This window comes from Pantoea sp. GM_Pan_4 (genome assembly GCF_026541005.1).
GTDB lineage: Bacteria > Pseudomonadota > Gammaproteobacteria > Enterobacterales > Enterobacteriaceae > Pantoea > Pantoea dispersa.
This window is the reverse complement of the sequence record NZ_JALNUZ010000006.1, coordinates 29,776-50,656: the sequence shown is the minus strand read 5'-3', so window position 1 is coordinate 50,656 and position 20,881 is coordinate 29,776. Positions and strand designations below refer to the sequence as shown.

General features: G+C 59.1%; 19 protein-coding genes. 13 read left to right on the top strand and 6 right to left on the bottom strand.

The window, feature by feature from the left end:
- The first annotated feature begins 171 nt into the window (after positions 1-171).
- Together OXR61_RS14110 and OXR61_RS14105 are read left to right on the top strand one after the other, a co-directional pair.
- Positions 172-576 (top strand): hypothetical protein, encoded by a 405-nt coding sequence (locus OXR61_RS14110; protein WP_230857099.1) that lies wholly within the window; start codon positions 172-174, stop codon positions 574-576.
- The gene (locus tag OXR61_RS14105) at positions 551-1,477 is read left to right on the top strand and encodes a DUF1176 domain-containing protein (protein WP_230857100.1); all 927 of its coding nucleotides are present in this window, start codon (positions 551-553) and stop codon (positions 1,475-1,477) included. Before OXR61_RS14110 ends, OXR61_RS14105 begins: the two co-directional genes overlap by 26 nt.
- A gap of 162 nt (positions 1,478-1,639) precedes the next feature.
- Here the strand turns inward: OXR61_RS14105 and ampH are convergent, their stop codons facing one another.
- From ampH to tal, 3 genes are all read right to left on the bottom strand, one after another.
- Positions 1,640-2,809, bottom strand: coding sequence for a D-alanyl-D-alanine-carboxypeptidase/endopeptidase AmpH (gene ampH / locus OXR61_RS14100; protein WP_031279806.1), 1,170 nt, complete (start codon positions 2,807-2,809; stop codon positions 1,640-1,642).
- A gap of 144 nt (positions 2,810-2,953) precedes the next feature.
- A complete protein-coding gene (gene tkt, locus OXR61_RS14095) occupies positions 2,954-4,963 on the bottom strand; it encodes a transketolase (protein ID WP_031279807.1) in 2,010 nt (669 codons plus the stop codon).
- 69 nt (positions 4,964-5,032) lie between these two features.
- Positions 5,033-5,983 carry a transaldolase gene (gene tal / locus OXR61_RS14090; RefSeq protein WP_021508067.1) on the bottom strand — a complete coding sequence of 317 codons (951 nt, stop codon included), beginning with the start codon at positions 5,981-5,983 and terminating at the stop codon, positions 5,033-5,035.
- 352 nt (positions 5,984-6,335) lie between these two features.
- Between tal and maeB the strand changes: the two genes are divergently transcribed.
- Positions 6,336-8,615 carry an NADP-dependent oxaloacetate-decarboxylating malate dehydrogenase gene (gene maeB, locus OXR61_RS14085; RefSeq protein WP_021508068.1) on the top strand — a complete coding sequence of 760 codons (2,280 nt, stop codon included), beginning with the start codon at positions 6,336-6,338 and terminating at the stop codon, positions 8,613-8,615.
- 100 nt (positions 8,616-8,715) lie between these two features.
- On the opposite strand, the gene hemF is transcribed toward maeB, so the two are convergent.
- Both hemF and amiA read right to left on the bottom strand, forming a co-directional pair.
- The gene (gene hemF / locus OXR61_RS14080; protein ID WP_021508069.1) at positions 8,716-9,636 is read right to left on the bottom strand and encodes an oxygen-dependent coproporphyrinogen oxidase; all 921 of its coding nucleotides are present in this window, start codon (positions 9,634-9,636) and stop codon (positions 8,716-8,718) included.
- A 47-nt stretch (positions 9,637-9,683) separates the two neighbouring features.
- Positions 9,684-10,541: an N-acetylmuramoyl-L-alanine amidase AmiA gene (amiA, locus tag OXR61_RS14075; RefSeq protein WP_021508070.1), complete on the bottom strand. Its 858-nt coding sequence runs from the start codon at positions 10,539-10,541 to the stop codon at positions 9,684-9,686.
- Between the two features lie 209 nt (positions 10,542-10,750).
- Here amiA and OXR61_RS14070 point away from each other — a divergent pair, with 209 nt between their 5' ends.
- From OXR61_RS14070 to OXR61_RS14025, 10 genes are all read left to right on the top strand, one after another.
- Positions 10,751-11,176, top strand: coding sequence for a GNAT family acetyltransferase (locus OXR61_RS14070; protein WP_021508071.1), 426 nt, complete (start codon positions 10,751-10,753; stop codon positions 11,174-11,176).
- A 113-nt stretch (positions 11,177-11,289) separates the two neighbouring features.
- Complete coding sequence (locus tag OXR61_RS14065; RefSeq protein ID WP_021508072.1) at positions 11,290-11,910, top strand: RpoE-regulated lipoprotein; 621 nt, start codon at positions 11,290-11,292, stop codon at positions 11,908-11,910.
- A gap of 98 nt (positions 11,911-12,008) precedes the next feature.
- Positions 12,009-12,911, top strand: coding sequence for a Dyp-type peroxidase (locus OXR61_RS14060; protein WP_021508073.1), 903 nt, complete (start codon positions 12,009-12,011; stop codon positions 12,909-12,911).
- Positions 12,912-13,131: 220 nt separating this feature from the next.
- Entirely contained in the window at positions 13,132-14,148 is a 1,017-nt protein-coding gene (locus OXR61_RS14055; protein ID WP_021508074.1) for a sulfate ABC transporter substrate-binding protein, read from the top strand.
- A complete protein-coding gene (cysT, locus tag OXR61_RS14050) occupies positions 14,148-14,981 on the top strand; it encodes a sulfate/thiosulfate ABC transporter permease CysT (RefSeq protein ID WP_021508075.1) in 834 nt (277 codons plus the stop codon). Before OXR61_RS14055 ends, cysT begins: the two co-directional genes overlap by 1 nt.
- Entirely contained in the window at positions 14,981-15,853 is an 873-nt protein-coding gene (gene cysW / locus OXR61_RS14045) for a sulfate/thiosulfate ABC transporter permease CysW (protein ID WP_021508076.1), read from the top strand. The genes cysT and cysW overlap by 1 nt, the downstream gene beginning before the upstream one ends.
- A complete protein-coding gene (gene cysA, locus OXR61_RS14040; RefSeq protein ID WP_021508077.1) occupies positions 15,843-16,931 on the top strand; it encodes a sulfate/thiosulfate ABC transporter ATP-binding protein CysA in 1,089 nt (362 codons plus the stop codon). Before cysW ends, cysA begins: the two co-directional genes overlap by 11 nt.
- 72 nt (positions 16,932-17,003) lie before the next feature.
- Positions 17,004-17,888 (top strand): cysteine synthase CysM, encoded by an 885-nt coding sequence (gene cysM, locus OXR61_RS14035; RefSeq protein WP_021508078.1) that lies wholly within the window; start codon positions 17,004-17,006, stop codon positions 17,886-17,888.
- 173 nt (positions 17,889-18,061) lie between these two features.
- A complete protein-coding gene (locus tag OXR61_RS14030) occupies positions 18,062-18,742 on the top strand; it encodes a response regulator transcription factor (protein ID WP_021508079.1) in 681 nt (226 codons plus the stop codon).
- Entirely contained in the window at positions 18,739-20,100 is a 1,362-nt protein-coding gene (locus OXR61_RS14025; protein ID WP_021508080.1) for an ATP-binding protein, read from the top strand. Before OXR61_RS14030 ends, OXR61_RS14025 begins: the two co-directional genes overlap by 4 nt.
- A gap of 244 nt (positions 20,101-20,344) precedes the next feature.
- On the opposite strand, the gene crr is transcribed toward OXR61_RS14025, so the two are convergent.
- Positions 20,345-20,848: a PTS glucose transporter subunit IIA gene (crr, locus tag OXR61_RS14020; protein ID WP_010617547.1), complete on the bottom strand. Its 504-nt coding sequence runs from the start codon at positions 20,846-20,848 to the stop codon at positions 20,345-20,347.
- Positions 20,849-20,881 lie beyond the last annotated feature (33 nt).

Sequence of the window (20,881 nt, the reverse complement as noted above, 5' to 3'; positions counted from 1 at the left end):
CCGCAGCGACCAACTGGCCCGGCGACATTAAGGTGATTTTCATTGGATTTTTTATGTAAATGAGATCTCTTTATTTCAAATTTGAGTGATCGCATTCACATAAATGCGCGTTATCACGCGAGGGAATGAGAGAGACCGTGCACAGCGTTGACGCTCTGCCAGCACCATAGCATGACCGCTTATGACCGTTTGTGTGTATTTGACCGTTTTGTGAAGGGGGTAAAAATTGTCCGACGAATCCGATTGAGCAGAAATCAGCCGCACCGGATGATGGAGCTGTTGCGCTATTCCACACAGATCGCCCATAAGGCGACGGCTTTTTCAGCAGTTAACTTCGCTTTTCAGGCCACTTCACAGTTTCGGCCTGATGACCGCGCATGCATTGCGCTATCATTTTCTTTCCAGGAATCGGGGATCGTTTTTTTTCATGTCGTATTGGATGAAGTCGCTGCTTTTATTGCCCTTTCTGCTGATCGCCAGCGTACAGGCCGAGCCGCTGCAAAAGTCGTTTTCCGACTGGCAGATCACCTGCAACAACGCAGCGTTCTGCGTGGCACGCAGTTTTCCTGGCGATAATGGCCTGGTAATGACGATTTCGCGTCACGCCGGGGTCAACGATCGGCCACTGCTGCGCATTGATTACGGCAGCGCCTATAGCGGTGCATTGCCGGGCGCGGCGCTAAAAGACAACCTGCTGCTCGACCAGCGCCGCCTCAATCCCGACCTCAAACACTGGACGGTGGAGCCGCATCATCTGGCCACCAGCAACGCCATCGCCATCGACGAATTTCTCGCCCAGACGCTGGATGCCAGCAATTTACAGCTCACCTATAAAGCCAGCGCCAGTATTCCGTTGCGCGGTATGAAAGCGGCGCTGCTGCTGATGGATGACGTACAGGGGCGGGTTAACGGTGCCAGCGCCTGGGTAAAGCGCGGTGATCGCGTCCAGTGGGATGTGCCACCGCCGCCCTCAATTCCACAGCTGCCGGCACCAATGCCCGCACCCGCGCCGCTGACGCAGCAGGAAACCACCGGCCTGATCGATTACGGAACCTGGCGCGTCAATACCGATAACTGCTCGCTCGATCCGCTGCGGCGGGAAGTCAGCGTTGCGCCACTCACCGACAGCAAAGCGCTGCTGCTGATAAGCTGCGAAACCGGCGCCTACAACGTGATCGATCTGGCGTTTGAAGTCACACGCAGCCAGCCGTATGTATCGCGCGGCATCACGCTCAACCTGCCGTTTACCCCGCCGTCGCGCACTGATAATCAGCTGGAGCTGGTGAACGCCGAGTTCGATGCCAGTAACGGCCAGCTGTATACCTTCAGCAAAGGGCGCGGTCTGGGCGACTGCGGTGTGGCCACACGCTGGCAGTTTGATGGTAATGCTTTCGTGCTGGCGGAGTATGCGGAAGAAAAGACCTGTGACGCCTGGCATAGTAGTGATGACTGGCCCACCCTCTGGGTCACTCAGTAATCCCCGTCATCCTTCGCACTGCAGGGGCGTTGGCTGCGGCTGCTCATCCCGGTCACTTACCTGAGTAAGCTCCCGGGGATGCCCATCCTTGCCGCCTTCCTGCAGCACGAATGATTTAGGGGAGGGTTCGCAGTAAATAACCACTAGCTGTTGGTCAAATACTTAGCGAATATTACCGATCATCATCGGTGAGCCCGTCTGGTTGCCCACCAGCTCAGCCAGCATGTTGTTGACGCCATCGCTCATTGGGGTGAAGCGGGTCAGCGGCGAGCGCGTCACCACCACAAATACGCCGACGTTGTGCTGTGGCACCATCGCCATGTAGGTGATGAAGCCGCCGCCGCCGCCGGTTTTCTGAATGATGCCCGGATGGCCCGCCTTCGGTGCCATGTAAACCCAGCCCATACCCAGCGCGTCGGCGCGTCCTGGCACGTCCATGCCTTCCACCTTGGTCAGCTGGTCGCGGCGATAAATCAGCGTTTGCAGCCGATCGATCTGCGGCGTGCGGTGATTCACCGCCGAGTTGAGGAACTGCTGCATCCAGCGCCCCATATCGTCCGGCGTGGAATACACGCCGCCGCTGCCGATGGCTGCCAGCGTGTTATTGCACGGGCTGGCCCCTTTTTCGGCGATCATCAGGCGCTGACACTGGTCCGGTGATGGCGTGAAGGTGGTGTCCTTCATGCCGAGCGGACGCGTCACCAGCTGCTGCAGCAGGGCCGGATAAGGCATACCGGCGGCTTTAGCCAGCGCGTCGCCCAGCAGATCGAAGGCGAGGTTGGAGTAAGCCGCCTGCGTGCCCGGCGCGGCTTTTAGCTGCGCACCGCGCAGCCACTGCCAGCGATCCGCTTTGGTTGGCCAGACAAACACCGGACGATGCGGTTTGCCGCCCGGCTGCTCGCGCGGCAGGCTGCTGGTGTGGGTAGCGAGATTGATCAGCCGAATCGGCTGGCCGTTGTAAGTCGGTACCCGGGCGCCCGGCGGCGCGTATTTGCTCAGCGGATCGTCAAGACGAATCTGGCCGCGCTCGGCCATCTTCACCATCACTTCGCTGGTCATCAGTTTGCTCAGCGAGGCGATACGGATCAGTGAGTCCTGCTGTGGGCGCACATTATTGCCGGGACGGGTTTCGCCAAAGCTGGCGAACACGCGCTGGTTACCGTCAATTGCCACCAGCGCCATGCCGGTCGCACCGCTGCCATAAAAGATGTGTTCTGCATAGCGATCGACAATCTGCGAGGCCAGCAGCGGATCGGGCGATACCTGCGCCGCGCTGGTAAAGGGCAGCACGGCAACCATTAAGGCCAGTAAAAAAGGAGTACGTTTTTTCAACGGGAAAGCGTCCGCTATAGGAATCGGAGGAAAACCTATAGTAATCAGTTTGCGCAAAGCGGGAAGGGGGCGGGGCGGATTTTTTTCTGTATCAGGCTGTGAAATAAAACGGCCCTCTCCCGGTAGCGGGAAAGGGCCAGACACTCAGGCAGGCTTAAGCAGCGATTCGGCGTGGCTCACCACGTTCTCGACGGTAAAGCCAAAGGCCGGGAACAGCTTGCCGGCCGGCGCGGATTCGCCGAAGGTGGTCATGCCGACAATTTTGCCGTCGATACCGACGTATTTGTACCAGTAGTCGGCAATACCGGCTTCAACCGCCACACGCGCGCGCACGGTGGAAGGCAGCACCGATTCACGATAGGCCACGTCCTGTTTATCAAACACGTCAGTGCTCGGCAGCGACACCACGCGCACCTTGTGGCCGTCGGCGCTGAGTTTCGCTTCGGCGCCCAGCGTGATCTCCACTTCGGAACCGGTGGCAATCAGGATGACGTCCGGCGTGCCGTCACAATCCTTGAGGATGTAGCCACCGCGCGCGATGTTCTCTACCTGTTGCGCGCTGCGCTCCGGCTGCAGCAGGTTCTGACGCGACAGAATCAGCGCGGTCGGACCGTGATGGCGCTCAATCGCCGCTTTCCACGCCACGGCGGTCTCGACCTGATCGCACGGTCGCCAGGTGCTGAAGTTTGGCGTCACGCGCAGGCTGGCCAGCTGTTCAACCGGCTGGTGCGTCGGGCCATCTTCGCCCAGACCAATTGAGTCGTGGGTGTAGACCATAATCTGGCGCGCTTTCATCAGGGCGGCCATGCGCGCTGCGTTACGCGCGTATTCCACGAACATCAGGAAGGTGGCGGTATAAGGCACAAAGCCACCGTGATGCGCGATACCGTTGGCAATGGCCGTCATGCCAAATTCGCGTACGCCGTAATGAATGTAGTTACCGGCGTGATCCTCTTTGATCGGCTTCGAACCGGACCAGATGGTGAGGTTGCTGGGCGCGAGGTCGGCGGAACCGCCGAGGAACTCCGGCAGCAGTTTACCGAAGGCTTCCAGCGTGTTCTGTGAGGCTTTGCGGCTGGCGATTTTCTGCGGGTTAGCCTGCAGATCGCGAATGAACTGGCTGGTTTTGTTTTCCCAGTCAGCCGGCATTTCGCCCTTCAGGCGGCGGCTGAATTCGTCCGCCAGTTGCGGATGCGCCTGCTGATAAGCCGTGAACTTCTCTTCCCAGGATTTCTCCTGCGCGGCCCCGGCTTCTCTGGCATCCCACTGCTGATAAATATCCTGCGGGATTTCGAACGGACCGTAGTTCCAGCCGAGCTGTTTACGCGTCAGCGCCACTTCTTCTTCGCCCAGCGCGGCCCCGTGCGACTCCTCTTTGCCGGCTTTGTTTGGCGAGCCAAAGCCGATCACCGTGCGGCAGATAATCAGCGAAGGCTTGTCGGTGACGCTTTGCGCTTCTTTGATGGCCGCCGCGATGGCATCCGGATCGTGGCCGTCGATGCCTTCGGCGCTGCCCACCACGTGCCAGTTATAAGCTTCAAAACGCTTGTGGGTGTCGTCGGTAAACCAGCCTTCGGTTTCGCCGTCGATGGAGATACCGTTGTGATCGTAGAAGCCAATCAGTTTGCCGAGGCCCAGCGTGCCGGCCAGCGAACAGACTTCGTGCGAGATGCCTTCCATCAGACAGCCGTCGCCCATAAACACATAGGTAAAGTGATCGACGATATCATGGCCAGGCTGGTTAAACTGGGCCGCCAGCGTGCGCTCGGCAATCGCCAGACCGACAGCGTTGGCCAGCCCCTGGCCGAGCGGGCCGGTGGTGGTTTCAACGCCCGGCGTGTAGCCAATTTCCGGGTGGCCCGGCGTTTTTGAGTGCAGCTGGCGGAAGTTTTTCAGCTCTTCCAGCGGCAGATCATAGCCGGTGAGATGCAGCAGGCTATACAGCAGCATCGAGCCATGCCCGTTAGACAGAATGAAGCGATCGCGATCCGCCCAGGCCGGGTTGGTCGGGTTGTGCTTCAGGAAGTCGCGCCACAGCACTTCGGCGATATCAGCCATGCCCATCGGCATACCTGGGTGGCCGGAATTTGCTTTCTGTACCGCATCCATGCTCAGGGCGCGGATCGCGTTAGCCAACTCTCTGCGTGAAGACATAGGGTTCTCCCTTGTAATTGGGCAAAAGCGGACGGGCCGCAACCCGTCCGGCAGAAGGTGAGTTCAGGATTACAGGCGGGCGGCCAGCACGTCTTCCAGCTTCTGCTGGTCGACGGCAAACTGGCGGATACCGTCGGACAGTTTCTCCACCGCCATCGCATCCTGGTTATGCTCCCAGCGGAACTCCGCTTCGGAGAGCGGTGCCGGCTGGTGGAAGCCCTCGGTTGATGGCTCCAGTTTGCGCTCCACCGGCGCTTCGCTGTTGGCCAGTTCTTCCAGCAGGTTCGGGGAGATGGTCAGGCGATCGCAGCCGGCCAGCGCCACAATCTGCTCCACTTTACGGAAGCTGGCACCCATGATGACGGTGTTGTAACGGTGCTTTTTGTAGTAGTCGTAAATACGACGCACCGATTTAACGCCCGGATCTTCGTCGACCACATACGGGTCGAGCGGTTTGCGCGTGTTGTACCAGTCGTAGATTCGGCCGACAAATGGCGAAATCAGGAACACGCCGGCTTCGGCACAGGCGCGCGCCTGGGCGAAGGAGAACAGCAGCGTCAGGTTACAGTTGATGCCGTTCTTCTCCAGCTCTTCCGCCGCTTTGATGCCTTCCCAGGTGGACGCCAGTTTGATCAGAATACGTGAGCGGTCGATGCCGTTCTCTTCATACAGGCGGACCAGTTTCTCCGCTTTGGTCACACACATGCCACGATCGAAAGAGAGGCGCGCATCCACTTCGGTCGAAACACGGCCCGGTACGCTTTTCAGAATTTCCATACCGAGGTTGATCGCCACTTTATCGCTGGCGTTGATGATTTGCGTCTCTTTGCTGCCGCCCTGTTTTTTCGCGTACTCAATGGCGTCATCAATCAGGTGTTTGTAAGCGTCGAGGCCGGCAGCTTTGAGGATCAGGGATGGGTTAGTGGTGGCATCTTCCGGATGGTAATGGCGAATGGATTCGATATCGCCGCTGTCCGCCACCACGGTGGTGAACTGTTTTAATGCATCTAGCTGGTTCATCGCTTAACTCCTTGATTAGCAATAATGTGGGCAAAACAGGCACCCGGGCAGTCATCGTCTTAGGTGCGCCCTTATCGGGGAAGGGAGGTTCCACACAGTGCAACAGACGCCGGATGAAGAAAATGCGTTTTCTCTGATTGTGACGTCGGGGCGCGTTTCTGATAGTCAGGCCTGCCTGATCGGTTCAGCTCAGCGTTTTGCCACCCTTAAGCATAGCAGGCTGTCCCAAAGCCGCAGGCGAAGCCGTGGCAATCCGTGTCCTGGCGACTGTGCGTTCTTTGAGCGCCTTCACCCTCTTTTGCGCCGCGCGTTCTTATACTGAGGGCTTTTCAGCCGTGCAAAAGGATGTCTGATGGACGATCAACTCAAGCAAAGCGCGCTCGATTTTCACCAATATCCCACCCCCGGAAAAATTCAGGTGTCACCCACTAAGCCGCTGGCGACGCAGCGCGATCTGGCACTGGCCTATTCGCCCGGTGTGGCGGCACCCTGTCTGGAAATTGCCGCCGATCCGCTGGCCGCGCACAAATACACCGCGCGCGGCAATCTGGTGGCGGTGATCTCCAACGGCACGGCGGTGCTGGGGCTCGGTAATATTGGCGCGCTGGCCGGCAAGCCAGTGATGGAAGGCAAGGGCGTGCTGTTCAAAAAGTTTGCCGGCATTGATGTGTTCGACATCGAAATCGACGAGCACGACCCGGACAAGCTGATTGAGGTGATTGCCGCGCTGGAGCCGACGTTCGGCGGCATCAACCTTGAGGACATCAAAGCGCCGGAGTGTTTTTACATTGAGCAGCAGCTGCGGCAGCGCATGAAGATTCCGGTGTTTCATGACGATCAGCACGGCACCGCCATCATCTGTACCGCGGCAGTGCTTAACGGCCTGACCATCGTGCATAAGGCGATTGCCGACGTGCGGCTGGTGGTGTCGGGCGCCGGCGCGTCAGCCATTGCCTGCCTCAATCTGCTGGTGGCGCTTGGCATGCAGCAGAAAAATATCGTGGTGTGTGATTCAAAAGGGGTGATTTATCGCGATCGCGAAGCGGACATGACGCCGACCAAAGCCGCCTATGCCGTGGAAGATAGCGGGGCGCGCACGCTGGATGAGGTGATTGGCGGCGCGGATATTTTCCTCGGCTGCTCCGGTCCGAAAGCGCTGACGCCAGAGATGGTGCAGAAGATGGCACCAAATCCGCTGATTCTGGCGCTGGCCAATCCGGAGCCGGAGATCATGCCGCCGCTGGCGAAGCAGGTGCGGCCGGATGCGATTATCTGTACCGGGCGCTCGGATTTCCCCAATCAGGTGAATAATGTGCTGTGCTTCCCGTTCATCTTCCGCGGCGCGCTGGACGTCGGTGCCACCGCCATCAACGAAGAGATGAAGCTGGCGGCGGTGCATGCGATTGCCGCCCTGGCGCAGGCGGAACAGAGCGACGTGGTGGCGTCCGCTTACGACGATCAGGATCTGAGCTTTGGCCCGGAGTATCTGATTCCCAAACCATTCGATCCGCGTTTGATTGTGCAGATAGCCCCGGCCGTCGCCAGAGCGGCGATGGATTCCGGCGTGGCGACGCGACCGATTGCTGACTTTGACGCCTATCGCGAGCAGCTCACCGAGTTCGTGTATAAAACCAATCTGTTCATGAAGCCGATCTTCTCGCAGGCGCGCAAAGCGCCGCAGCGCGTGGTGCTGGCGGAAGGTGAAGAGGTGCGGGTGCTGCACGCCACTCAGGAGCTGGTGTCGCTCGGGCTGGCGAAGCCGATCCTGATTGGCCGTCCCAACGTGATTGCCATGCGTTTGCAGAAGCAGGGGCTGAAAATCGAGGCCGGGCGTGATTTTGAGATCGTGAACAACGAGTCCGATCCGCGCTTTAAGGAGTACTGGAATGAATATTATCAGCTGATGAAGCGGCGCGGCGTCACGCCGGAAACCGCCCAGCGCGCGGTGATTGGCAATCCCACGCTGATCGGCGCCATCATGGTGCATCGCGGCGAAGCGGACGCGATGATTTGCGGCACCATCGGCGACTACCGCGAACATTATGACGTGGTGGAGAAGGTGTTTGGCTTCCGCGATGACGTCAAGGTCGCCGGGGCGATGAATGCGCTGCTGCTGCCGAGCGGCAACACATTTATTGCCGATACCTATGTGAATGAGGATCCCAGCGCTGAGCAGCTGGCGGATATCACGCTGCTGGCGGCAGAAACCGTGCGGCGTTTCGGCATCGAACCGCGCGTGGCGCTGCTGTCGCACTCCAGTTTCGGCACTTCGAACGCCCCCGGCGCGCGGAAGATGCGCGAGGCGCTGGCGCTGATTCAGCAGCGAGCGCCGGAACTGGAGATTGATGGCGAGATGCACGGCGATGCAGCGCTGGTGGAGAGTATTCGTCGCGAGCTGATGCCGGACAGCCCGCTGAAAGGAACCGCCAATCTGCTGATCATGCCGAACGTTGAGGCCGCACGCATCAGCTACAACCTGCTGCGCGTGTCCTGTTCGGAAGGGGTGACGGTGGGGCCGGTGCTGATGGGTATCCGCAAGCCAGTGCATGTGCTGACGCGCATCGCCTCGGTGCGGCGCATTGTTAACATGGTGGCGCTGGCGGTGGTGGAGGCGCAGACCGAGCCGTTGTGAGCGGCAAGCTGGCCTGATACCCGGTCGCCCTGAAGGGCGACCCTACGGGGGCGCGTTTTATCGGGTTATTCCGCAGGGTGCGCATGAATGCGCACCTGGCTTATTTTTCCAGCCCCAGCCAATCCTGCACCGGCAGGAAATCGCGGGTCAGCGCGGCTTCCGGGGAGTCGTCGGCGGGTTGATAATCATATTCCCAGCGCACCAGCGGCGGCATCGACATCAGAATCGATTCGGTGCGACCGCCGGTTTGCAGACCGAACAGCGTGCCGCGATCCCACACCAGATTGAACTCAACGTAGCGGCCCCGGCGGTAAAGCTGGAACTGACGCTCGCGTTCGCCCCAAGCCAGTTCTTTGCGCTTCGCTACAATCGGCTGATAGGCCTGCATGAAACCGTTGCCGACCGCCTGCATGAAATCAAAGCAGTGGTCAAAATCCGGCGTATTCAAATCATCAAAAAACAGGCCGCCAATGCCGCGCTGCTCGTTGCGGTGTTTCAGGTAGAAGTAGTCGTCACACCACTTTTTGTAGCGCGCATAGACGTCATCGCCAAACGGCTGGCACAGATCGAACGCGGTCTGATGCCAGTGCCGGGCATCCTCTGTGAAACCGTAATAAGGGGTGAGATCGAAACCGCCACCAAACCACCAGACCGGATCGGCGCCCGGCTTTTCAGCAATGAAAAAGCGCACGTTGGCGTGGCTGGTTGGCACATACGGATTTTCCGGGTGTACCACCAGCGACACGCCCATCGCTTCGAAGCTGCGGCCTGCCAGCTCCGGGCGATGCGCGGTGGCTGACGCGGGCATCTGCTCGCCATACACATGGGAGAAATTAACCCCAGCCTGCTCGAACACCTTGCCATTGCGCAGCACGCGGCTGCGTCCGCCGCCGCCGCCGGGGCGTTGCCAGGTGTCTTCGGCAAAGCTGGCGCTGCCGTCTTCCGCCGCCAGACCGGCGCAAATATCATCCTGCAGCGCCAGCAGATAGGCTTTGACGCGCGAAATATCGGGATTGCTCATGGCTCACTCATTGCAAAAATTTGCCGCGATTCTAGCACAAAACGCTATCAGGCCTGGCGACGATCGTACTCATCAAAGTAATTGACGATACCGTCGGCAATCGCCCGGGCAATTTTCTGGCGAAACGCCGTGGTGCCCAACAGCTGTTCTTCACGCGGGTTGGTGATAAACGAGGTTTCCACCAGCACCGACGGGATGGACGGGGATTTTAACACTGCGAACGCCGCCTGCTCGGTGTGCTGGCTGTGCAGGTGATGCACCGGACGAATCTGGTCCAGCACGTGTTTACCCAGCGTCAGGCTGTTGCGGATGGTATCGGTCTGCACCAGGTCGAACAGGATCTGGTTAAGATAATTATCTTTTTCCTGCACCGCCGCGCCGCCCACTTTATCGGCGTCGTTTTCGCGCTGCGACATATAGCGCGCCATGGCGCTGCTGGCACCGCGATTGGAGAGGGCAAACACCGACGCACCGTTGGCTTCCGGGCTGGTGTAGCCGTCGGCGTGAATCGACATAAACAGGTTGGCGCCGTGCTGATGCGCAATCTCCACGCGCTGGTAGAGCGGAATGAAGTGGTCGCTGTCGCGCGTCAGCCGCACTTCCACCTTCGGGTGGTTCTGCAGCAGCGTACGCACGGTGTTGGCGATCTCCAGTACGATGTGCTTCTCTTCTGAGCCTTCCTGACCCACCGCGCCAGAATCAATGCCGCCGTGACCGGGATCGATCATCACAATGCGCTTGCCGCTGGTGGCCGGTTTCGGCGGTGTATGGCGTGCGCTGACGGGCACTGCCGCGCGCGTTTCCTGCGCCTGGACCGCGCGCGGCGACAGCACCGCCAGCGCCAGGCCGGAGAGGATCAGCTGGCGGCGATTGGTCAGGCGCCGCAACAGTGAAATCTTGTTCATTAACATGTCCCTGAGAGTAAACCTGCCCCGTGTTATAGCTTAAGCGCCGTCCGGCGGCGACTGCCGAACCATTTCAGGACATTACTTTGTATTTCAGGCCGCGAATCGCTATTTAGCCGTTTTTTTCAGCCGTTGCGCCCTGCGAGGGTTGCGCCTGGCAAAGAATGCGTGATAATCAGCGAATTGTGCCTCATTGCAGGGTAACGCCGATGGAAATCCGCTCCTTCCGCCAGGAAGATTTTGAAGAAGTCATTACGCTCTGGGAGCGTTGCGATCTGTTACGGCCGTGGAATGATCCGGAACTCGATATCGAACGCAAAATGAACCATGACCCGGAGCTGTTTCTGGTGGCTGAGGTAGGCGGCGAGGTCGTGGGCACGCTGATGGGCGGCTACGATGGCCATCGCGGCTCCGCCTACTATCTGGCGGTGCACCCTGATTATCAGGGCCGGGGATTTGCCAATGCGCTGATGAACCGGCTGGAGAAAAAGCTGATTGCGCGCGGCTGCCCGAAAATCCATCTGATGGTGCGCGAAGAGAACGATCAGGTGGTGGCTTTCTACGAGAAGCTGGATTACGAGCCGGTCGACTCGCTGCTGCTGGGCAAACGCCTGATTGAAGACCGCGAATACTGATTCAACGCGGCGCGCGGCCGGGTTTCTGCCCGCCATGCAGCACAGCGAATAAACTTTTTGCCGGTTTGCGACTCCAACAGGCACGCCAGTCGGCACAAAAGAAAGGAGTTTGCATGAAAGTTGTTCGTCCCGCCCTGCTGGTCAGCGCCCTGGTGCTGGCCGGTTGCGCCAGTTCCGGTTCCTCTTCCCCTGCCAGCACCAGCGAAAGTCACTGGTACAATCCGCTCAGCTATCACTGGTCGGCGCTCAATCCGTTCAGCTGGTTTGGCAGTTCGCTCACCGTCACCGAGCAGGGCGTCGCCGGGCTGAACAGCAACACGGCAATGTCGGAGTCCGCCATTGGCGCCGCGCTGAACAATGATTATCAGCTGCGTCAGGGCATGCGCACGCAGAACGGGCAGGTGGTGGATTTCTGGCAGGCGCTGGATGACGGTAAGGTTAAGCTGGTGATCAATGGCCAGCGCAGCGTCGAGCGCATTGAAGTGCTCGATAGCGACGCGCGCAGCGCCGACGGCAGTAAAATCGGTGATGCGTTCAGCGATAAATTCAGCAAAGCGTTTGATAACTGCAAAATGGTTGCCGGGCTGGATGTGCGCGATGTTGAGTGCCGCGCGCCGGGTAGTCAGCATATCGCTTATATCTACAGCGGCGAGTGGCACGGTCCGACCGGACTGATGCCGTCGGATGATACATTAAAAAGCTGGAAAATCAGTAAGATCGTCTGGCAGCGTTAACTGGCGAAAAAATTGCGTTAACGCATCTTCTGCGCAGGGCTTTCCGGTATGATACCGGCGAAAAAACGCCGTTAACTTTTATGCCGGAGAGCATTGTCATGTCTCAGTTTCAGAGCGGGATCCTGCTGGAGCACCGCCGTTTCGCCATTTGGCTGGAAGCCCGCGCCACCGGCGACCTCGCTGCGCTGCGCCAGGGTTGCCACGCCTTTCTGCAACAGCTGGCTGCGCTGCAGCAGCAATTCCCGGACGCCGGTCTTGGTGCGGTCATCGCCTTTGGTGATGCGCTGTGGCGCGATCTGCAGGGCACCGATTCAGCTCCTGAACTCAAAGCTTTCACGCCGCTCGGCAAAGGTGCGGCACCGGCGACCCAGCGCGATCTGTTGATCCATATTCAGTCGCTGCGTCACGACGTGAACTTTTCGCTGGCGCAGGCGGCGCTGACGGCGTTTGCCGGCGCGGTCGCCATTGAAGAAGAGACGCACGGTTTCCGCTGGGTCGAGGATCGCGATCTTTCCGGTTTTGTTGATGGTACCGAAAACCCGCAGGGCGAGGCGCGCCAGCAGGTGGCGATCATTGCTGACGGGCCGGATGCCGGCGGCAGCTATGTGTTTACCCAGCGCTGGGAGCACAACCTGCCGCAGTTCAACCGGCTGGCGATTGATAAGCAGGAAGCGATTATTGGCCGCACCAAACAGGACAATGAAGAGCTGCCGGGCGATCAGCGGCCGGCGACGTCGCACCTGAGCCGCGTGGATTTGAAAGAAGCGGGCAAAGGCCTGAAGATTCTGCGCCAGAGCCTGCCGTACGGCACCGCCAGCGGTCGCCACGGTCTCTATTTTATTTCGTATTGTCATCGCCTGTATAACATCGAGCAGCAGCTGCTGAGCATGTTTGGCGAGCGCGACGGCAAGATGGACGCGATGTTACGGTTCACCAAACCGGTGAGCGGTAGCTACTTCTTTGCCCCTTCGCTGACGGCGCTGCAGGCGCTGTCACGTTAATCCATCGCGTTTTACCGGTGCGCCGCCGTGCGCACCACATCCCCGCTTGACGCGGCTCAGTTAATCCCGCCCTGCGCATAAACTCTGCCGCCGGCTTATGCCTTTTTAGACTTTGAAATCCCTAAACGATATATAAAACCGTTACAGCTTTCGCCAGAGTTATAAATACACTGACAGCATCTAATGGCATAGGCTCGAACTCCATTTCTCAGGGTGCAGCATGACACGTTCGGTTTCGAAAAAATGGCTTGGCGGTATGGCGCTGTCGCTGAGTTTAGCGGGCGCGGCACAGGCAACAGAGCTGCTCAATAGCTCTTACGATGTGTCACGTGAACTGTTTGTTGCCCTGAATGCGCCGTTTGAACAGCAGTGGGACGCGGCGCACCCTGACGACAAGCTGACCATTAAACAGTCACATGCGGGCTCCTCAAAACAGGCGCTGGCCATTCTGCAGGGGCTGCGTGCCGATGTCGTGACCTATAATCAGGTGACCGATGTACAGGTGCTGCACGACAAAGGCAACCTGATCCCGGCCGACTGGCAGAGCCGTCTGCCCAACAGCAGCTCACCGTTTTATTCCACCATGGCGTTCCTGGTGCGCAAGGGGAATCCCAAGCAGATTCACGACTGGGCCGATCTGGCGCGCGATAACGTGAAACTGATTTTCCCGAATCCGAAAACCTCCGGTAACGGCCGTTACACCTATCTGGCCGCGTGGGGCGCTGCCGACCAGGCGGATGGCAAAGATCAGGCCAAAACCGAAGCGTTTATGACCAGGTTCCTGAAAAACGTCGAAGTGTTTGATACCGGCGGCCGTGGTGCCACCACCACCTTTGCCGAGCGCGGGCTGGGCGATGTGCTGATCAGCTTTGAGTCGGAAGTGAACAATATCCGTAACCAGTACGGTAAAGACCAATACGAAGTGATTGTGCCGAAAACCAACATCCTTGCTGAATTCCCGGTCGCGTGGGTCGATAAGAACGTCGAACACAATGGCACGGCGGAAGCGGCGAAAGCCTATCTTAACTACCTCTACACGCCGCAGGCGCAGAAAATCATCACCGGCTTTTACTATCGCGTGAATAACCCGCAGCTGATGGCGGAGCAGAAAGATCGCTTCCCGCAGACTGCGCTGTTCAATGTTAATGACGCGTTTGGCGGCTGGCCACAGGTGATGAAAACCCACTTCGCCAGCGGCGGTGAGCTGGATAAATTACTGGCAGCGGGGCGCGGCTGATGTTGGCTTCTGCACAAAAACGCGTTCTGCCCGGATTTGGTCTCAGCCTTGGCACCAGCCTGCTGTTTACCTGCCTGATTCTGCTGCTGCCGATCAGCGCGCTGATCATGCAGCTGTCGCAGATGACGCTGGCGCAGTACTGGCAGGTGATCAGCAATCCGCAACTGGTGGCGGCGTATAAAGTCACGCTGCTGTCAGCGGGCGTGGCCTCGCTGTTTAACGCGGTGTTTGGCATGCTGATGGCGTGGATTCTGACCCGCTATCGCTTTCCCGGCCGTACGCTGCTGGATGGCCTGATGGACCTGCCGTTTGCGCTGCCGACGGCGGTGGCCGGCCTGACGCTGGCCGGGCTGTTTTCGGTTAACGGCTGGTACGGTCAGTGGCTGGCACATTTTGATATCAAAGTGTCTTACACCTGGCTCGGTATCGCGGTGGCGATGGCGTTCACCAGCATTCCGTTTGTGGTGCGTACCGTGCAGCCGGTGCTGGAAGAATTAGGCCCGGAGTATGAGGAAGCGGCGGAAACCCTCGGTGCCACGCCGTGGCAGAGTTTCCGGCGCGTGGTGCTGCCGGAAGTCGCGCCGGCGCTGCTGGCCGGGACCGCGCTGTCGTTTACCCGCAGCCTCGGTGAATTTGGCGCGGTGATCTTTATCGCCGGTAACATCGCCTGGAAAACTGAAGTGACCTCGCTGATGATTTTTGTTCGCCTGCAGGAGTTTGATTATCCGGCCGCCAGCGCCATCGCTTCGGTGATCCTCGCGGCGTCGTTGCTGCTGCTGTTTGCGATTAACACTCTGCAGAGCCGCTTTGGCCGCCGTCTGGGAGGTCACTGATGGCTGAGATTTCACAGATCAATCATGCCGAGCGTCAGCCGGTGAACTGGGGCAAATGGCTGCTGATCGGCATTGGCGTGCTGGTATCGATTGGCCTGCTGGTGGTGCCGATGGTCTCCATCTTCTGGGAGGCGCTGGGACAGGGCATCGGCAAGGCCTTTAGCAACCTGCAGGATGGTGACATGCTGCATGCTATCTGGCTGACGGTGCTGGTGGCGCTGATTACCGTGCCGGTTAACCTGGTGTTCGGCACGCTGCTGGCCTGGCTGGTGACGCGCTTCACTTTCCCCGGTCGCCAGCTGCTGCTGACCCTGTTCGATATTCCGTTTGCCGTGTCGCCGGTGGTGGCCGGTCTGATGTATCTGCTGTTCTGGGGCGTGAACGGCCCGGCTGGCGGCTGGCTTGATGCGCACAACATCCAGGTGATGTTTGCCTGGCCGGGTATGGTGCTGGCGACGATTTTCGTCACCTGTCCGTTTGTGGTGCGCGAGCTGGTGCCGGTGATGCTGAGCCAGGGCAGCCACGAAGATGAAGCCGCCGTGTTGCTGGGCGCCTCTGGCTGGCAGATGTTCCGCCGCGTGACGCTGCCAAATATTCGCTGGGCGCTGCTGTACGGCGTGGTGCTGACCAACGCGCGCGCCATCGGCGAATTTGGTGCGGTATCGGTAGTGTCCGGCTCGATTCGCGGCGAAACCTATACCTTACCTTTACAGGTTGAATTACTGCATCAGGATTACAACACCGTGGGCGCTTTTACCGCCGCCGCGCTGCTGACCCTGATGGCAATTGTGACGCTGTTTCTGAAAAGCGTGGTGCAGTGGCGATTAGAGCATCAGCAGAAGCGCCAACAGGAGGAAAATCATGAGCATTGAGATTAAACACATTAATAAAGCATTTGGCCGCACGCCGGTGCTGAACGATATCTCTCTGGATATTCCTTCCGGCAAGATGGTGGCGCTGCTTGGACCGTCCGGTTCCGGTAAAACCACGCTGCTGCGCATTATCGCCGGGCTGGAGCACCAGAACAGCGGGCAGATCCATTTTCATGGCAAAGACGTCAGCCGCACGCACGCACGCGATCGTCAGGTCGGCTTTGTGTTTCAGCACTATGCGCTGTTCCGCCATATGACGGTGTTCGACAACATCGCCTTTGGTCTGACGGTGCTGCCGCGCCGCGAGCGTCCGAACAGCGCCGAAATTAAGCAGCGCGTTACCCGTCTGCTGGAGATGGTACAGCTGGCACATCTGGCCAACCGCTACCCGGCACAGCTCTCCGGTGGACAGAAACAGCGCGTGGCGCTGGCGCGTGCGCTGGCCGTTGAGCCGCAGATTCTGCTGCTGGACGAACCGTTTGGCGCGCTGGATGCCCAGGTGCGTAAAGAGCTGCGCCGCTGGCTGCGTCAGCTGCATGAAGAGCTGAAATTTACCAGCGTGTTTGTGACCCACGACCAGGAAGAAGCGATGGAAGTGGCGGATAGCGTGGTGGTAATGAGTCAGGGCAATATTGAGCAGGTGGGCGCACCGGATGACGTGTGGCGCGAACCTGCGACCCGCTTCGTGCTGGAGTTCCTCGGCGAAGTGAACCGCTTTGACGGCGAAGTGCACGGCTCGCAGTTCCATGTGGGCGCGCATCGCTGGCCGCTGGGCTATACGCCAGCGCATCAGGGCGACGTGGAGCTGTTCCTGCGTCCGTGGGAAGTGGACGTGTCACGCCAGAGTAGCCTGGAGACGCCGTTGCCGGTACAGGTGCTGGAGGTCAGTCCGCGTGGCCACTTCTGGCAGCTGGTGGTTCAGCCCGTCGGCTGGCAGAGCGAGCCAATCTCGGTGGTATTCGCCGGTGAACAGACGGCGCCAATCCGCGGCGAACGGCTGTTTGTTGGTCTGCAACAGGCACGTATCTACCAGGGCACCACGCCGCTGCGCCCGGTTGCCTTTGCCGAAAGCGCCTGATATTTTTGTCACTCCTTCGGGCGGGATTTTCCCGCCCGATTTATTTGTACTCCTTTCGGCTGGAATGACACCGTGACCACTCTGGAAAACACCATCGGCAATACGCCGCTGATTAAGTTGCAGCGCCTGACGCCGGATAACGGCAGCGAAATCTGGCTCAAGCTGGAAGGCAACAATCCGGCAGGTTCGGTGAAAGATCGCGCGGCCTGGTCGATGATCCACCACGCTGAGTTGCGGGGTGAAATCCAGCCCGGCGACACGCTGATTGAGGCCACCAGCGGCAATACCGGCATTGCGCTGGCGATGATTGCCGCGCTGAAAGGCTACCGGTTACGCCTGCTGATGCCGGAGAACATGAGCCAGGAGCGTCAGGATGCGATGCGCGCCTACGGGGCTGAGCTGGTTTTGGTGACACGCGAGCAGGGCATGGAGGGCGCACGCGATCTGGCGCAGGCCATGGCGCAGCGCGGTGAAGGCAAAGTGCTGGATCAGTTTAATAATCCCGACAACCCGCTCGGCCATTATCTCACCACCGGTCCGGAGATCTGGCAGCAAAGCCACGGTCGTATGACGCATTTTGTCTCCAGCATGGGCACCACCGGCACCATCAGCGGCGTCGGGCGCTATCTGAAAGAGTTTGCTCCGGCGGTGAAAGTGATTGGTTTGCAGCCGCAGGAGGGCAGCAGTATTCCCGGTATTCGTCGCTGGCCGGCGGCCTATCTGCCGGGGATTTTTCGTCCGGAACTGGTGGATGAAGTGATAGATATGGCGCAGCAGGAGGCAGAAGAGACCATGCGCGCGCTGGCGCAGCGCGAAGGCATTTTCTGCGGCGTCAGTTCAGGTGGGTCAGTGGCTGGCGCATTGCGCATCGCGACGGCGCAGCCGGGCAGTGTGGTTGTCGCCATTGTCTGCGATCGCGGCGATCGCTATCTCTCCACCGGCGTTTTTCACCGCTAGTTCCCCCCGCCTGTTTCTGGCTTCGTGCGCCCTGTGACGCGGCGTACGGGCCATTTTTGTCTATAGTCTCCCTAAGCATGTTCTGACGCGGTCACTGTAAGGATCGCGTAAAACCGGCTGCTTTCCCGCGGCACTCAGGACAAAATAGCGGCAATTTTGTACGAGAGAAAAAGATGAAAATCCTGCTTGTTGATGACGATGTTGAACTTGGCACCATGCTGAGCCAGTACCTGATTGCCGAAGGTTTTGAAACCCAGCTGGTGCTGACCGGCAGCGCCGGGATTGAAGGGGCGTTATCCGGACACTACACTGCGATGATTCTCGACATCATGCTGCCGGATATGAGCGGTATTGATGTGCTGCGTCAGGTGCGGCAGAACAGCCGCCTGCCGGTGATTATGCTGACGGCGAAGGGCGACAATATCGACCGCGTTATCGGCCTGGAGATGGGCGCGGATGACTACGTGCCCAAACCCTGCTATCCGCGCGAGCTGGTGGCGCGTCTGCGCGCGGTGCTGCGTCGCTTTGAAGATCAGGCACCGGTGCCGGACAAGAAAGAGGTCCTGCGTTGGGGCGATCTCAGCCTGAACCCGGCCACGCGTATCACGGAGTGGCAGGGCAAAGCTTTTGATCTCACCGCGTCGGAGTTCAATCTGCTGGATCTGCTGCTGCGCGCACCGGACCGCGTGGTGTCCAAAGATGAGCTGTCGGAGAAGGGGCTGGGCCGACCGCGTGAAGCTTACGATCGCAGCGTGGATGTGCACATCAGCAACATCCGCCAGAAGCTGGCTGCGCTGACCGCAGACAGCGTGAATATTGAAACCGTGCGCAGCATTGGTTATCGCATTCGATGAAACACAGCTACCGTGGCCGCATGTTCTGGAAGATCCTGCTGGGCTTCTGGATTGTGTTTGTGATTATCAGCCAGCTGCTGTGGCTGGGCTTTACCTTGTCAGGAAACCGTCACGAGCCGCCGGAGATTGTGGCGGTACGCCGTATCGTCAATCTGCAAATGGCTTCGGCGGTGTCGGTACTGGAGCGCGGCGGTCCCAGCTCGCTCGACGATATGATGGCCGACTGGGAGCCGAACGATCGCCAGTTTTTCTCGGTGATTCAGCACGCCAGACCGGCCACTACGCCGGACAATGCGCCGCCGGAGACCTTTAATCAGCCGTTTCACGGCCCGTTTCCGCAGGTGATTGTGCGCTGGGTGAAGGGCGCTGACGGTAAAGAGTACGAACTGCGCTATGACGTAAAAGGGCTGCGCGAGGACAGTTCAATGGGCGGCGGAGGCCCGCGTCGTATTCTGAATATCCCCGAGCCGATGTTTACCTTTGCCGGCGCGCTGGGGCTGCTGTTCAGTCTGCTGCTGGCGTGGAACCTGACGCGACCAATGCGTCAGCTGCGCGAGGGGTTTGCCCGCGTGTCGCGCGGTGATTTGTCGGTGCGGCTCTATCCGGTGATGCGCCGCCGCCATGATGAGCTGTCGATTGTGGCCCAGGATTTTGATGCGATGGTGGAGCGGCTGGATACGCTGGTGAAAGCGCGTGAAGAGCTGCTGCACGATATCTCCCACGAGCTGCGCTCCCCGCTGGCGCGCCTGCAGTTAGCCACCGGTCTGGCGCGTCAGACGCCGGAGTCGGTAGCCTCCTCACTGAACCGCATCGACGAGGAGGCGCGCCGTCTGGATAAGATGATCGGCGAACTGCTGACGCTGTCGCGCGCTGAGCATGAGAGCATGCCTGGCGAGCAGTATTTTGATCTGACCGGCCTGCTGCATGCGGTGGTAACCGATGTGCGCTACGAAGCGCAGATCCCCGGTGTGCACGTTGATTTTCTGGTGGATGAGAACGCGGATTACACCGTGCGCGGTAATGCTGAGCTAATCCGCCGCGGCGTGGAGAATGTGCTGCGCAACGCGCTGCGTTTCTCGCATCAGGGGCAGCATATCAGCGTGCAGTTGCAGGCGGAGAATCAGTGGCTGGCGATTCGCGTGCGCGATCAGGGGCCGGGCGTGGATGATGAGAAACTGTCGAGTATCTTCGATCCGTTCGTTCGGGTGAATTCGCCGCTAATGGGCAAAGGCTATGGGCTGGGGCTGTCGATCGTGCGCAAAGTGGTTCTGGCCCATCACGGCGAAGTTCAGGCGGTGAACCGTCCGGAAGGCGGGCTGGAAGTGACGCTGCGGCTGCCGCGCTGGAAGCAGGCGTAAATCATCACGCCAGGCGCAGGCGGTCAGGACGACCGGACAGATCGCAAAGACGGCATAAACCGTCCCTGGGCCTCGGCCCGCGCCATCCATGGCGCGGGACGCTTTGCTCCTCTGCCCGGTCGTCCTGCCCTCAAACAGGCACGGTGCGCTTTGCCAGAAGCGCTCGCCTGCAAATCATTCATCAGCGTGTGAAACAAACAAAAACGGCACCCATTGGGTGCCGTTTTCACGCAATCAGCGCGGTTTACTTCCTGATGCGGATAACAGGCGTTTCGCCCACGGTAACCTGACCGGAGAGTTTCACCAGGTCCTTGATCTCATCCATATTCGAGATCACGACCGGGGTCAGCGTGGATTTGGCTTTCTCTTCCAGCAGCGGCAGATCAAACTCGATCACCACATCGCCTTTTTTCACTTTCTGGCCTTCTTCAGCGATGCGTTTGAAGCCTTCACCTTTCAGTTCTACCGTGTCGATACCGAAGTGCACGAACAGTTCGATGCCGTTATCAGACTCGATAGAAAACGCGTGGTTGGTTTCGAAAATCTTGCCGATAGTACCATCCACTGGTGCAACCATTTTGTTGCCAGTAGGTTTGATGGCGATACCATCACCGACGATTTTCTCTGCGAATACCACATCAGGTACGTCTTCGATATTCACGATTTCGCCTGACAGAGGCGCAACGATATCGATAGTCCCTGACGCGCTCTCTGATTTATCGCCAAAAAGTTTAGAAAACAAACCCATGATCTTCTCCTAAGCAGTAATTTGGGGCCAGCG